Source organism: Citrobacter tructae (genome assembly GCF_004684345.1).
Classification (GTDB): Bacteria; Pseudomonadota; Gammaproteobacteria; order Enterobacterales; family Enterobacteriaceae; genus Citrobacter; species Citrobacter tructae.
On sequence record NZ_CP038469.1, the window covers coordinates 1,437,566 to 1,450,732 of the forward strand.

A 13,167-nucleotide genomic window follows, 5' to 3' on the forward strand; every position below is an offset into this window, starting at 1 on the left:
TTTTGCGTTCCCATGAAAACGTAAGAAAACCCGACTCCGATCATGTATTGAAAAAAAACAACAACTTTTCTGTCCATTTTGCCCCGAACGTTAGTGAGCAGGGGTAATATCTAACAAAATTATCTCCCGATTTCCCCGTATCGTTGAAATCGTTTTTGCCCATGACCGATGAGTCTACCTACATCATGAATATGCTGGAAAAAATCCAGTTAAAACTGGAACATCTGAGCAAGTCCGAACGTAAAGTCGCCGATGTCATTCTGACATCGCCTGACCGGGCGATCCATTCAAGCATTGCTACACTGGCTCTGGAAGCCAACGTCAGCGAACCGACTGTGAATCGATTCTGTCGCAGCATGGACACGCGAGGCTTTCCTGATTTTAAACTGCATCTGGCGCAAAGTCTGGCAAATGGTACCCCATATGTTAATCGTAATGTCGATGAGGATGACAGCGTTGAATCCTATACGGGGAAAATCTTCGAATCCGCGATGGCAAGCTTGGACCATGTCCGCCAGTCGCTGGATAACGCGGCGGTCAATCGAGCAGTTGATTTATTAACCCAAGCGAAGAAAATCGCCTTTTTCGGCCTGGGTTCCTCTGCTGCCGTGGCGCACGACGCCATGAATAAATTTTTCCGTTTTAACGTACCAGTGATCTATTCCGACGATATTGTACTGCAACGCATGAGCTGTATGAATTGTAGCGATGACGACGTCATTGTACTCATTTCCCATACCGGCAGAACGAAGAGCCTGGTGGAACTGGCACAGCTGGCGCGAGAAAACGATGCCATGGTGATTGCACTCACCTCGCCCGGCACACCGTTGGCACGTGAAGCCACGCTGGCAATTACCCTGGATGTACCGGAAGATACTGACATTTATATGCCCATGGTCTCTCGACTTGCTCAACTGACCGTGATAGATGTGCTGGCTACAGGATTTACTTTGCGCCGAGGGGCAAAATTTAGAGATAACTTGAAGCGTGTCAAGGAAGCGCTCAAGGAATCGCGTTTTGATAAAGAATTACTCATCAAGAGTGATGACCGCTAAAAGCAATAACGATGTTCTACCCTTTTATCATCCGGGTTGTTCATTTTTACCGTTATGTTTAAGAACGGCCGGATCAATGTTCACACGCAACACCTAGTTGTTTCAGTCAACGGAGTATTACATGTCCAGAAGGCTTCGCAGAACCAAAATCGTTACCACGTTAGGCCCGGCAACTGACCGCGATAACAACCTTGAAAAAATTATCGCCGCGGGCGCAAACGTCGTACGCATGAACTTTTCGCACGGGTCTCCAGAAGACCACAAACTGCGGGCGGATAAAGTCCGTGAAATTGCTGCCAAACTGGGACGTCATGTCGCTATTTTGGGTGACCTGCAGGGACCTAAAATCCGCGTATCAACCTTCAAAGAAGGCAAAGTATTCCTCAACATTGGCGACAAGTTCCTGTTAGATGCCAACCTGGGTAAAGGCGAAGGCGACAAAGAAAAAGTCGGTATTGACTATAAAGGACTGCCTGCTGACGTTGTCCCTGGCGACATCCTGCTGTTGGACGATGGCCGCGTACAGCTCAAAGTGCTGGAAGTTCAGGGCATGAAAGTCTTCACTGAAGTGACCGTCGGTGGCCCGCTTTCCAACAACAAAGGCATCAACAAACTGGGCGGTGGTCTCTCTGCAGAAGCACTGACCGAAAAAGACAAAGCCGACATCATCACCGCCGCACAAATCAGCGTTGATTATCTGGCCGTCTCCTTCCCGCGCTGCGGCGAAGACCTGAATTATGCCCGCCGTCTGGCGCGCGATGCCGGCTGTGACGCGAAAATTGTCGCCAAGGTCGAGCGTGCAGAAGCCGTCTGCGACCAGAATGCGATGGATGACATCATCCTGGCATCTGACGTAGTGATGGTGGCTCGTGGCGATCTGGGCGTTGAAATTGGCGACCCTGAGCTGGTTGGTATTCAGAAAGCCCTAATCCGTCGTGCTCGTCAGCTGAACCGTGCGGTCATTACCGCCACGCAGATGATGGAGTCGATGATCACCAACCCGATGCCGACCCGTGCGGAAGTCATGGATGTGGCTAACGCCGTGCTCGACGGCACCGACGCCGTCATGCTGTCGGCAGAAACCGCCGCGGGTCAGTATCCGGCTGAAACCGTCGCCGCGATGGCACGCGTCTGCCTGGGCGCTGAAAAAATCCCGAGCATCAATGTCTCCAAACACCGCCTCGACGTGCAGTTTGATAACGTTGAAGAAGCCATCGCTATGTCAGCAATGTATGCGGCAAACCACCTGAAAGGGGTAACTGCCATTATCGCGATGACGGAATCCGGTCGTACTGCGCTGATGACATCCCGCATCAGCTCTGGCCTGCCGATTTTCGCCATGTCCCGTCATGAGCGTACACTGAATCTGACTTCCCTGTATCGTGGCGTCACCCCGGTTCACTTTGACAGTGAAACCGACGGTGTGGTTGCCGCCAGCGAAGCGGTGAACCTGCTGCGTGATAAAGGCTATCTGGTTTCTGGCGACCTGGTGATTGTCACCCAAGGTGACGTCATGAGCACGATTGGCTCTACCAACACCACGCGTATTCTGACTGTAGAATAACGGCAAGCTTTTCGCCTGATGTAAAAAGCCTCTCAAACGAGAGGCTTTTTTTTATTTCTTCGGATAGAGATCTTTTCGTTTATACGGCTCAATTTCACCGGGTTTACGGGTCTTTAACAGCTTCAAAATCCAGGTGTACTGCTCAAGGTGCGGTGCGACAAAAATCTCCACCTCTTCGTTCATTCGTCTGGCAATGGTGTGGTCATCCGCCGTCAGGATGTCATCCATCGGCGGGCGAACCTGAATCGTCAAGCGATGCGTTTTACCGTCATACACCGGAAACAGCGGCACGACACGCGCATGGCACACTTTCATCAGGCGGCCTATCGCCGGTAATGTCGCTTTGTAGGTGGCAAAGAAATCAACAAACTCGCTGTGCTCAGGACCATGATCCTGATCCGGCAAATAGTATCCCCAATAGCCCTGACGCACGGACTGGATAAAGGGTTTGATGCCGTCGTTACGCGCATGTAAACGACCGCCGAAACGACGGCGCACCGTGTTCCAGACATAATCAAAAACAGGATTGCCCTGGTTGTGGAACATCGCGGCCATTTTCTGACCCTGAGAGGCCATCAACATAGCCGGAATATCAACACCCCAGCCGTGCGGAACGAGAAAAATCACCTTTTCCTCGTTGCGTCGCATCTCCTCAATGATTTCAAGACCTTGCCAGTCCACCCGATTTTGGATTTTCTCCGGGCCACGCAGCGCAAGCTCCGCCATCATCACCATCGCCTGAGGCGCGGTCGCAAACATCTCATCGACGATAGCTTCTCGCTCGGCTTCGCTGCGCTCAGGAAAGCATAGGGATAAGTTGATCAGCGCTCTGCGGCGCGAACTCTTCCCTAATCTTCCAACAAGACGTCCTAGTTTCGCCAGCACAGGATCGCGAAACGATGCAGGCGTTAACGCAATCCCTGCTATCGCCGCCACACCCAGCCAGGCGCCCCAGTAGCGCGGATGGTGGAATGATTTATGAAACTCAGGGATATACTCAATATTCTTTTTTTTCGTTTCCATGCTCTTCCAGTGTCTGGTACCGCGAAAAGTAAATCTGCTGATAGTGTAGCGGCGCGTCGTGCCCCGTACAAAATAAAAAAGCCGGCACGCAAAACGTACCGGCTTTTTCAGTGTGTTGATTAATCGAAGCGCAACTGAGGAAGCACCTCTTTGACCTGCGCCAGGTAATCGGTACGATCCGAGCCGGTCAACCCTTCCGTACGCGGCAGTTTAGCCGTTAACGGGTTCACGGCCTGCTGGTTAACCCACACTTCATAGTGCAGGTGTGGGCCGGTTGAACGCCCGGTATTACCTGACAGCGCGATACGATCGCCACGTTTCACTTTTTGCCCGGGTTTGACTAACAGCTTACGCAGGTGCATATAACGCGTGGTGTAAGTACGACCATGACGAACCGCGACATAGTAGCCTGCAGCGCCGCTGCGCTTCGCGACGACCACTTCGCCATCACCCACCGACAGCACCGGCGTCCCCTGCGGCATCGCAAAGTCAACACCTTTGTGCGGCGCAACGCGTCCGGTTACCGGATTAAGGCGACGCGGGTTAAAGTTAGACGAGATACGGAACTGTTTCGCGGTCGGGAAACGCATAAAGCCTTTAGCCAACCCGGTCCCGTTACGGTCATAGAACTTACCGTCTTCCGCACGGATTGCGTAATAATCTTTACCTTCGGAGCGTAAACGAACGCCCAGCAACTGGCTTTGCTCACGTTTGCCGTCTAACATCTCGCGAGACATCAGCACCGAGAACTCATCGCCTTTTTTCAGTTTGCGGAAGTCCATCTGCCACTGCATAGCCTTAATCACCGCACTGATTTCAGTACTGGTCAATCCAGCCTCTTTGGCGCTGGCGACGAAACTGCCGCCCACGGTGCCGTTGATACGGCTATTAACCCAGTCGCCCTGCTGCATTTCGCTGCTCATTTTGAAACCCGTCGCGGTGCGATCGTACGTGCGGGTTTCACGACGAGAAACTTCCCAGGTCAGGCGCTGCAAATCGCCTTCCGCGCCTAACGTCCAGGAAAGTTGCTGGCCAATTTTCAGGTTACGTAATTCTTTATCCGAGGCAGCAAGCTGGCTGATATCGCCCATGTCGATGCCGTACTGATTCAGGATGCTGCTCAGCGTATCGCCAGTAGAGACAACATATTCGTGAACACCGGCCTCTCCTGAAGTTTTGTCATCCAGTTCATCCTGAGGGATAGCTTCATCTTCCTGAGCAGCCTGATCGATAGGTTCACTCGCCTCAGGCAACAGCGAGCGAATCTCACTTTTTTCGAGTTCGATGGTTTTGACAATCGGTGCAGAATCGGGATGATAAACATAAGGCCGCCAGACGGCGACGGCCAGGGTAAGAACGGTAAGCGACCCCAACATAACGCGATGGGGTCGTGGCAGATTATTAAATGCCAGGGCGACAGAGCGGGCTATCTGTTGCACGTATTCACTTCCTCATTAATCTCCTTTCAGGCAGCTCGCATACTGGTTGGCTAATTGGTTCAGAAACGCTGAATAGCTTGTTTTACCCAGTTTGATGTTTGTTCCGAGTGGATCCAACGTTCCCATTCGAACGGATGTCCCTCTCGCAACGGCTTCAACGACCGCTGGCCTGAACTGTGGCTCAGCAAAAACGCAGGTTGCTTTTTGCTCAACCAACTGTGTTCTTATTTCATGTAAACGCTGCGCACCAGGTTGAATCTCAGGGTTCACGGTAAAGTGACCAAGCGGTGTTAATCCGTAGTGTTTTTCGTAGTAGCCGTAGGCGTCATGAAAAACGAAGTAACCTTTCCCCTTGAGCGGTGCGAGCTCGTTACCTACCTGCTTATCGGTTGCGGCTAATTGTGCCTCAAAATCCTTCAGGTTGGCGTCAAGTTTGGCTCGACTTTGCGGCATAAGTTCCACTAATTTTTCATGGATTGCAACCGCTGTAGCCCGCGCTATCTCTGGGGAGAGCCAAAGATGCATGTTGTAGTCACCGTGATGGTGATGTTCGTCACTTTTTTCACCCTGGGCATCATTGTGTCCATGATCGTCATCATCATCGTCAGCCCCTTTCATGAGCAGCGGTTTCACGTCATTAAGCTGCGCAATCGTTACCTGTTTAGCATTAGGAATATTCTTGACAGATTTTTCCATGAACGCTTCCATCTCAGGGCCTATCCAAACGACTAAGTCCGCGCCCTGTAAGCGTTTTACGTCAGACGGACGCAATGAGTAATCATGTTCAGATGCACCGTCAGGCAGTAGCACTTCGGTATCCGTAACACCATCGGCAATCGCCGAAGCAATAAAACCTAACGGCTTAAGTGAGGCAACCACGGCAGCATTTGCGGCCTGTGTTGCACTCCCCCAAAGAGCAGCGGATAATGCTGCGAAAAGAAGCGTATTTTTATGTAACATAATGCGACCAATCATCGTAATGAATGTGAGAAATGTGATATTATAACATTCTATAACTTCTGCAAGACTAAAATTGATATGACGACTTTGGTTTCACTGGAAAATGTCTCGGTCTCTTATGGTCAACGCCGCGTCCTTTCTGACGTTTCGCTTGAACTACGACCCGGCAAAATTTTAACGCTTCTCGGCCCGAACGGTGCCGGGAAGTCTACGCTGGTGCGCGTTGTCCTTGGGCTGGTAGCAGCAGATGAAGGCGTTATCAAGCGTAACGGGCAGTTGCGGATAGGTTATGTTCCGCAAAAACTGTATCTCGATACCACCCTTCCTCTGACGGTCAGCCGTTTTTTACGTTTACGCCCGGGTACAAAGAAAGACGATATTCTCCCGGCACTCAAGCGTGTTCAGGCCGGACATCTGATGGACGCGCCGATGCAAAAACTGTCTGGCGGGGAAACGCAACGCGTCCTGCTGGCCCGCGCATTGCTGAATCGACCACAGCTTCTGGTGCTGGATGAACCCACCCAGGGCGTCGATGTCAATGGCCAGGTCGCACTGTACGATCTTATCGACCAGCTTCGCCGTGAGCTGGATTGCGCCGTGCTGATGGTTTCCCATGACCTGCATCTGGTGATGGCAAAGACCGACGAAGTGCTGTGCCTCAACCACCACATCTGCTGCTCCGGCACGCCGGAAGTGGTTTCTATGCACCCGGAATTCATCTCCATGTTCGGGCAACGCGGTGCCGAACAACTCGGAATATACCGCCACAATCATAATCATCGCCACGATTTACAGGGTCGCATCGTATTACGCCGGGGAAATGGTCACTCATGATTGAATTGTTATTACCCGGTTGGTTAGCCGGGATTATGCTGGCCTGCGCCGCTGGCCCGCTGGGTTCGTTTGTGGTCTGGCGTCGTATGTCTTATTTTGGTGACACGCTGGCGCACGCGTCACTGCTAGGCGTGGCCTTTGGTCTGCTGTTAGATGTGAACCCATTCTATGCGGTTATCGCCGTCACTCTGATGCTAGCAGCGGGCCTGGTGTGGCTGGAAAAGCGCCCTCACCTCGCAATAGACACCCTGCTCGGTATTATGGCGCACAGCGCCCTGTCGCTGGGCCTGGTGGTCGTCAGCCTGATGTCCAATATTCGTGTGGATCTCATGGCCTACCTGTTTGGTGATTTGCTTGCGGTTACGCCGGAAGATCTGATTTCCATTGCCATTGGCGTCGTCATTGTACTGGCTATTCTCTTCTGGCAATGGCGCAATCTGTTGTCGATGACCATAAGCCCGGATCTGGCGTTTGTCGATGGTGTGAAGCTGCAGCGCGTGAAGCTACTGCTGATGCTGGTCACAGCGTTAACGATTGGTGTGGCGATGAAATTTGTCGGGGCGCTGATTATCACGTCACTGCTGATTATTCCTGCAGCCACTGCACGCCGTTTTGCGCGCACGCCAGAACAGATGGCCGGTGTTGCTGTAGGTATAGGGATGATAGCGGTTACAGGCGGCCTGACGTTTTCCGCGTTTTATGATACGCCTGCTGGGCCATCCGTGGTGCTGTGTGCTGCACTGCTGTTTATCTTCAGCATGATGAAGAAACAGGCCAGTTGATTATTTGTTGTTGCCGGATGATCTGCACAATCCGGCAACAACAAACTTAAGGCATCTCCGGCGGAGTAATACCAAAGTGGTTCCACGCACGTACAGTCGCCATACGTCCGCGCGGAGTCCGTTGTAAAAAACCTTGCTGAATCAAATACGGCTCCAGCACGTCCTCAATGGTTTCGCGCTCTTCTCCAATCGCTGCCGCCAGGTTATCCAGCCCTACCGGCCCGCCGAAGAATTTATCGATCACCGCCAACAGCAGCTTACGGTCCATATAATCGAACCCTTCAGCATCAACGTTGAGCATATCCAGCGCCTGAGCGGCAATGTCTGCCGAGATAGTGCCGTCATGTTTCACCTCGGAGAAGTCACGCACGCGACGCAGCAGACGGTTGGCAATTCGCGGCGTACCACGCGCGCGCTTAGCCACTTCCAGAGCCCCTTCATCGCTCATCTCCAGCCCCATGTAACGCGCGCTGCGCCCCACAATGTGCTGAAGATCGGCAACCTGATAAAACTCCAGTCGCTGCACGATACCAAAACGGTCACGCAGTGGAGAGGTTAACGACCCGGCACGGGTTGTTGCGCCAATCAGGGTGAACGGCGGCAGATCGATTTTAATCGAGCGCGCAGCAGGCCCTTCGCCGATCATGATATCCAACTGATAGTCTTCCATCGCCGGATACAATACTTCTTCCACTACCGGTGATAAGCGATGGATCTCATCGATAAACAGCACGTCGTGAGGCTCCAGGTTCGTCAGCATCGCCGCCAAATCGCCCGCTTTTTCCAGCACCGGACCGGACGTCGTGCGCAGATTTACACCCATTTCGTTGGCGACAATATTCGCCAACGTGGTTTTCCCCAGCCCCGGCGGGCCGAAGATGAGCAGATGGTCAAGTGCCTCACCGCGCAGTTTCGCCGCCTGGATAAAAATCTCCATCTGCGAACGCACCTGCGGCTGGCCGATATATTCTGCCAGCAGTTTTGGTCGAATAGCCCGATCTACCACATCTTCCGGCAGAGTACTTTCTGCACTAATCAGGCGGTCTGCTTCAATCATCCTCTACCTCATAGCGCAGCGCGTAACGCTTCGCGGATCAATGTTTCACTACTAGCGTCCGAACGCGCAATTTTGCTGATCATCCGGCTGGCTTCCTGAGGTTTATAGCCCAGCGCCACCAGCGCGGCAACCGCTTCCTGTTCCGCATCGTCCGTCGCCGGGCTTGCCGGAGAGGTGAGCACCAGATCGGCCGCGGGCGTAAACAGATCGCCATGTAAACCTTTAAAGCGGTCTTTCATTTCAACAATCAGGCGCTCGGCCGTTTTCTTACCGATACCCGGCAGCTTCACCAGCGCACCGAGTTCTTCGCGTTCAACCGCGTTCACGAACTGCTGCGCCGACATACCCGAGAGGATTGCCAGTGCCAGTTTTGGCCCGACGCCATTGGTTTTAATCAGCTCTTTAAACAGCGTACGCTCTTGCTTATTGTTAAAACCGTAGAGCAACTGTGCGTCTTCGCGCACCACAAAATGCGTGAAGATGATGGCTTCTTGCCCGGCTTCCGGCAGCTCGTAGAAGCAGGTCATTGGCATATGCACTTCATAGCCTACCCCGCCCGTCTCCAGAAGAACCAACGGGGGTTGTTTTTCGAGAATGATGCCTCTGAGTCTGCCTATCACATGACGCTCCTGCGTTAAGGGCTAAAAAGGTAATGCGCTATCATAAAAAAAGGCTGGATAGATATCCAGCCTCATTTGTCATTAACGTAGTCGTCCACGCGCTAAATTCAGCCGGGTGTCGCTCATTTGCATGGCGTTCTGGCTGACGTGACAGTGGGTAATCGCTATGGCCAACGCATCTGCGGCATCCGCCTGAGGATTTGCCGGGAGTTTCAGCAACGTGCGCACCATATGCTGCACCTGGCTTTTCTCCGCGCTACCGATACCCACCACGGTCTGTTTCACCTGACGGGCGGCGTATTCAAACACCGGAAGATCCTGGTTGACGGCAGCAACAATCGCCACGCCGCGCGCCTGCCCCAGCTTAAGCGCCGAATCGGCGTTTTTCGCCATGAACACCTGCTCAATGGCAAAGTAGTCTGGCTGAAACTGGGTGATGATTTCCGATACGCCCGCATAAATCAGCTTCAGGCGCGACGGTAAATCATCCACTTTCGTTCGAATGCATCCACTGCCCAGATAGGTCAACTGTCGACCAACCTGGCGAATCACGCCATAACCGGTGATGCGCGAGCCCGGGTCAATGCCGAGAATAATAGACATCACGCATCTCCTGTTATTTTATCGCTTAACCACGTCATTCTAACGTAGCTGCAACCTCATCGGAGATTTCGCCGTTGTGGTAAACTTCTTGCACGTCGTCGCAGTCTTCCAGCATATCGATCAGACGTATCAGTTTTGGTGCCGTTTCTGCATCCATGTCCGCTTTGGTGGAAGGGATCATAGAGACTTCAGCGCTGTCCGCTTTCAGACCAGCAGCTTCCAGTGCGTCACGCACTTTGCCCATCTCTTCCCACGCGGTGTAGACGTCAATCGCACCGTCGTCATAGGTCACAACGTCTTCAGCACCGGCTTCCAGCGCGGCTTCCATGATGGTATCTTCGTCACCCTGCTCAAAGGAGATCACGCCTTTTTTGCTGAACAGATACGCAACAGAACCGTCGGTGCCCAGGTTGCCACCAGTTTTGGTGAACGCATGGCGCACTTCCGCAACGGTACGGTTACGGTTGTCAGACAGACATTCAATCATGACAGCTGTACCGCCAGGACCGTAACCTTCATAAATGATGGTTTCCATGTTCGCATCATCTTCGCCGCCCACGCCACGTGCGATAGCACGGTTCAGGGTGTCACGGGTCATGTTGTTGGACAGCGCTTTATCGATAGCCGCACGCAGACGCGGGTTTGCGTCCGGATCGCCACCACCCAGTTTAGCGGCCGTCACCAGCTCACGAATGATTTTGGTGAAGATTTTGCCGCGCTTGGCATCCTGTGCCGCTTTGCGGTGTTTGGTGTTGGCCCATTTACTATGACCTGCCATAAATAATATCTCCAAAAAGCGCGCCTTCTCAGGCGACGTTAATTACAAATTCTTCAATCGCTTGCCGGTTACTCCACGACTTGGTTAACTGCGCGGCTTCGAGCGCATTAACCCAACGGTAGGTCAGATGTTCGGTGAACACGATCTCTCGTTCAGAGGGAAGTGCCAGGCAAAACCAGGATTCAGTATTACGCTCAATTCCCGGTGCGTAGCGATGACGTAAATGGCTAAAAATCTCAAACTCCACCGTGCGCTGGCAGTCAATTAAGGTCAGTTGCTCGCGAGCAACATCAATGGCGACCTCTTCCTTTACTTCGCGCATAGCGGCTTGCGACGCGGTTTCACCCTCTTCAAGGCTGCCGGTAACCGACTGCCAGAAATCAGGATCGTCGCGTCGCTGTAACATCAGCACTCTCCCGGTGTCCTTTGCATAAATCACGACTAACACCGAGACAGGCTGTTTGTATGTCATATCAGTTATTCTCGGCCTTCTTCACAACCTGAATGCTCAGTTCCGCCAACGCAGCTTCGTTGGCAAAGCTTGGCGCTTCGGTCATCAGACACGCAGCAGCCGTGGTTTTCGGGAAGGCAATAACGTCACGAATGTTATCGGTACCAGTCAGCAGCATGGTCAGACGATCCAAACCAAACGCCAAGCCCGCATGCGGCGGGGTACCGTATTTCAGCGCGTCCAGCAGGAAGCCGAACTTCTCGCGCTGCTCTTGCTCGTTAATGCCCAGAATACCAAACACGGTTTGCTGCATGTCGCCGTTGTGGATACGCACTGAACCGCCGCCCACTTCGTAGCCGTTGATAACCATATCGTAAGCGTTGGCAACAGCGTCTTCCGGCGCGGCTTTCAGCTCAGCGGCGGTCATGTCTTTCGGTGCGGTAAACGGATGGTGCATCGCGGTCAGGCCGCCTTCACCGTCGTCTTCAAACATCGGGAAGTCAATAACCCACAGCGGCGCCCATTTGGCTTCGTCGGTCAGGTTCAGATCTTTACCCAGTTTCAGACGCAGTGCACCCATTGAGTCGGCAACCACTTTCTTGTTGTCGGCACCGAAGAAAATCATGTCGCCGTCTTGTGCACCGGTACGCTCAAGAATCGCTTCCACAATTTCTGCGTTCAGGAACTTAGCCACTGGACTGGTGATACCTTCCAGGCCTTTCGCACGCTCGGTGACTTTAATATAAGCCAGGCCTTTTGCGCCGTAGATCTTGATGAAGTTACCGTAATCGTCGATCTGCTTACGGCTTAAGCTCGCACCACCCGGTACACGCAGTGCAGCCACGCGGCCTTTCGCATCGTTGGCCGGACCGGAGAAGACGGCGAAATCAACAGATTTCAGCAAGTCAGCAACGTCAACCAGTTCCATTGGGTTACGCAGGTCCGGTTTATCTGAACCGTAACGACGTTCAGCTTCCGCAAAGGTCATGATCGGGAAATCACCCAAATCCACACCTTTCACTTCCAACCACAGATTACGCACTAACGCTTCCATCACTTCACGCACCTGCGGCGCGGTCATGAAGGAAGTCTCGACGTCGATCTGGGTAAATTCAGGCTGACGGTCCGCACGTAAGTCTTCGTCACGGAAACATTTTACGATCTGGTAGTAACGGTCAAAACCGGACATCATCAGCAGCTGTTTAAACAGCTGCGGGGACTGCGGCAGCGCGTAGAATTTACCTTTATGTACGCGGGAAGGTACCAGATAGTCACGTGCGCCTTCTGGGGTCGCCTTGGTCAGCATCGGGGTTTCGATGTCGAGGAAGCCGTGCTCATCCATAAAGCGACGTACCAGGCTGGTAATTTTGGCGCGGGTTTTTAAACGCTGTGCCATTTCCGGACGACGCAGATCCAGATAGCGATACTTCAGACGCGCTTCTTCGGTGTTAACGTGGTTAGAGTCCAGCGGCAGTGATTCTGAACGGTTGATGATGGTCAGATCGGACGCCAGCACTTCAATCTCACCGGTCGCCATATCGGCGTTGACGTTTTTGGCATCACGTGCACGCACGGTGCCCGTCACCTGGATGCAGAACTCATTACGCAGTTCGGAGGCCAGCTTTAACGCGTCCGCACGGTCCGGATCGAAAAATACCTGCACGATACCTTCGCGGTCGCGCATATCGATAAAGATCAGGCTACCAAGATCACGACGACGGTTGACCCAACCACACAGAGTCACCTGCTGCCCCTCGTGGGACAGACGTAGCTGTCCGCAATATTCTGTACGCATGAGATATCCCTTAACTTTGCCGCAGGCGGATTGTCACCTGCTTTGCAGATGACGAAGTCGCAGCTTTAGCTGAATGTCACAACTGAATGAAAAAAGGCGGCTATTATACTGGAAATTCTGCCGCACGATAAGTCCGGTACTGACTGTACGCGTGTTTCCTACGCGGGTATTGCGTAATCTCACAAAAAATAACAAAAATTGTCGCC

Annotated in this window: 13 protein-coding genes; 4 read left to right on the plus strand and 9 right to left on the minus strand. The window is 52.8% G+C overall.

Translation table 11 applies throughout. The features are described 5' to 3' along the window. The first annotated feature begins 185 nt into the window (after nucleotides 1-185). Together E4Z61_RS07660 and pyk are read left to right on the plus strand one after the other, a co-directional pair. Nucleotides 186-1,055 (plus strand): MurR/RpiR family transcriptional regulator, encoded by an 870-nt coding sequence (locus E4Z61_RS07660; RefSeq protein ID WP_096759428.1) that lies wholly within the window; start codon nucleotides 186-188, stop codon nucleotides 1,053-1,055. A 121-nt stretch (nucleotides 1,056-1,176) separates the two neighbouring features. Then, nucleotides 1,177-2,619 carry a pyruvate kinase gene (gene pyk, locus E4Z61_RS07665; RefSeq protein ID WP_096757427.1) on the plus strand — a complete coding sequence of 481 codons (1,443 nt, stop codon included), beginning with the start codon at nucleotides 1,177-1,179 and terminating at the stop codon, nucleotides 2,617-2,619. Nucleotides 2,620-2,670: 51 nt separating this feature from the next. Here the strand turns inward: pyk and lpxM are convergent, their stop codons facing one another. The 3 genes from lpxM to znuA form a co-directional block, all read right to left on the minus strand. Beyond that, nucleotides 2,671-3,642 carry a lauroyl-Kdo(2)-lipid IV(A) myristoyltransferase gene (gene lpxM / locus E4Z61_RS07670; protein ID WP_135322249.1) on the minus strand — a complete coding sequence of 324 codons (972 nt, stop codon included), beginning with the start codon at nucleotides 3,640-3,642 and terminating at the stop codon, nucleotides 2,671-2,673. 119 nt (nucleotides 3,643-3,761) lie between these two features. After that, the gene (mepM, locus tag E4Z61_RS07675; protein ID WP_135322250.1) at nucleotides 3,762-5,081 is read right to left on the minus strand and encodes a murein DD-endopeptidase MepM; all 1,320 of its coding nucleotides are present in this window, start codon (nucleotides 5,079-5,081) and stop codon (nucleotides 3,762-3,764) included. A gap of 15 nt (nucleotides 5,082-5,096) precedes the next feature. Next, nucleotides 5,097-6,041, minus strand: a complete 945-nt coding sequence (gene znuA, locus E4Z61_RS07680; RefSeq protein WP_135322251.1) for a zinc ABC transporter substrate-binding protein ZnuA — start codon at nucleotides 6,039-6,041, stop codon at nucleotides 5,097-5,099. A 78-nt stretch (nucleotides 6,042-6,119) separates the two neighbouring features. On the opposite strand from znuA, the gene znuC reads away from it, so the two are divergent. Together znuC and znuB are read left to right on the plus strand one after the other, a co-directional pair. After that, nucleotides 6,120-6,875 (plus strand): zinc ABC transporter ATP-binding protein ZnuC, encoded by a 756-nt coding sequence (gene znuC, locus E4Z61_RS07685; RefSeq protein ID WP_135322252.1) that lies wholly within the window; start codon nucleotides 6,120-6,122, stop codon nucleotides 6,873-6,875. Next, the gene (znuB, locus tag E4Z61_RS07690) at nucleotides 6,872-7,657 is read left to right on the plus strand and encodes a zinc ABC transporter permease subunit ZnuB (RefSeq protein WP_135322253.1); all 786 of its coding nucleotides are present in this window, start codon (nucleotides 6,872-6,874) and stop codon (nucleotides 7,655-7,657) included. The genes znuC and znuB overlap by 4 nt, the downstream gene beginning before the upstream one ends. 46 nt (nucleotides 7,658-7,703) lie before the next feature. On the opposite strand, the gene ruvB is transcribed toward znuB, so the two are convergent. The 6 genes from ruvB to aspS all read right to left on the minus strand — a co-directional run bounded on the left by ruvB (nucleotide 7,704) and on the right by aspS (nucleotide 12,961). Then, on the minus strand, nucleotides 7,704-8,714 hold the full coding sequence (ruvB, locus tag E4Z61_RS07695) for a Holliday junction branch migration DNA helicase RuvB (RefSeq protein WP_135322254.1): 1,011 nt from the start codon (nucleotides 8,712-8,714) through the stop codon (nucleotides 7,704-7,706). Nucleotides 8,715-8,722: 8 nt separating this feature from the next. After that, nucleotides 8,723-9,334: a Holliday junction branch migration protein RuvA gene (gene ruvA / locus E4Z61_RS07700; protein ID WP_135322255.1), complete on the minus strand. Its 612-nt coding sequence runs from the start codon at nucleotides 9,332-9,334 to the stop codon at nucleotides 8,723-8,725. An 81-nt stretch (nucleotides 9,335-9,415) separates the two neighbouring features. After that, a complete protein-coding gene (gene ruvC, locus E4Z61_RS07705; protein WP_045444124.1) occupies nucleotides 9,416-9,937 on the minus strand; it encodes a crossover junction endodeoxyribonuclease RuvC in 522 nt (173 codons plus the stop codon). Between the two features lie 34 nt (nucleotides 9,938-9,971). After that, nucleotides 9,972-10,715 (minus strand): YebC/PmpR family DNA-binding transcriptional regulator, encoded by a 744-nt coding sequence (locus tag E4Z61_RS07710; protein WP_135322256.1) that lies wholly within the window; start codon nucleotides 10,713-10,715, stop codon nucleotides 9,972-9,974. 28 nt (nucleotides 10,716-10,743) lie between these two features. Next, the gene (gene nudB / locus E4Z61_RS07715; protein ID WP_135322257.1) at nucleotides 10,744-11,187 is read right to left on the minus strand and encodes a dihydroneopterin triphosphate diphosphatase; all 444 of its coding nucleotides are present in this window, start codon (nucleotides 11,185-11,187) and stop codon (nucleotides 10,744-10,746) included. A 1-nt stretch (nucleotide 11,188) separates the two neighbouring features. Then, nucleotides 11,189-12,961, minus strand: coding sequence for an aspartate--tRNA ligase (aspS, locus tag E4Z61_RS07720; RefSeq protein WP_135322258.1), 1,773 nt, complete (start codon nucleotides 12,959-12,961; stop codon nucleotides 11,189-11,191). Between the last annotated feature and the right edge of the window lie 206 nt (nucleotides 12,962-13,167).

Excerpts from the sequence above, each read along its gene's own strand:
- E4Z61_RS07660 (WP_096759428.1), top strand. The coding sequence starts at position 186 with ATGAATATGCTGGAAAAAATCCAGTTAAAACTGGAACATCTGAGCAAG.
- pyk (WP_096757427.1), top strand. The coding sequence starts at position 1,177 with ATGTCCAGAAGGCTTCGCAGAACCAAAATCGTTACCACGTTAGGCCCG.
- lpxM (WP_135322249.1), bottom strand. The coding sequence starts at position 3,642 with ATGGAAACGAAAAAAAAGAATATTGAGTATATCCCTGAGTTTCATAAA.
- znuA (WP_135322251.1), bottom strand. The coding sequence starts at position 6,041 with ATGTTACATAAAAATACGCTTCTTTTCGCAGCATTATCCGCTGCTCTT.
- znuC (WP_135322252.1), top strand. The coding sequence starts at position 6,120 with ATGACGACTTTGGTTTCACTGGAAAATGTCTCGGTCTCTTATGGTCAA.
- znuB (WP_135322253.1), top strand. The coding sequence starts at position 6,872 with ATGATTGAATTGTTATTACCCGGTTGGTTAGCCGGGATTATGCTGGCC.
- ruvB (WP_135322254.1), bottom strand. The coding sequence starts at position 8,714 with ATGATTGAAGCAGACCGCCTGATTAGTGCAGAAAGTACTCTGCCGGAA.
- ruvC (WP_045444124.1), bottom strand. The coding sequence starts at position 9,937 with ATGTCTATTATTCTCGGCATTGACCCGGGCTCGCGCATCACCGGTTAT.
- E4Z61_RS07710 (WP_135322256.1), bottom strand. The coding sequence starts at position 10,715 with ATGGCAGGTCATAGTAAATGGGCCAACACCAAACACCGCAAAGCGGCA.
- nudB (WP_135322257.1), bottom strand. The coding sequence starts at position 11,187 with ATGACATACAAACAGCCTGTCTCGGTGTTAGTCGTGATTTATGCAAAG.
- aspS (WP_135322258.1), bottom strand. The coding sequence starts at position 12,961 with ATGCGTACAGAATATTGCGGACAGCTACGTCTGTCCCACGAGGGGCAG.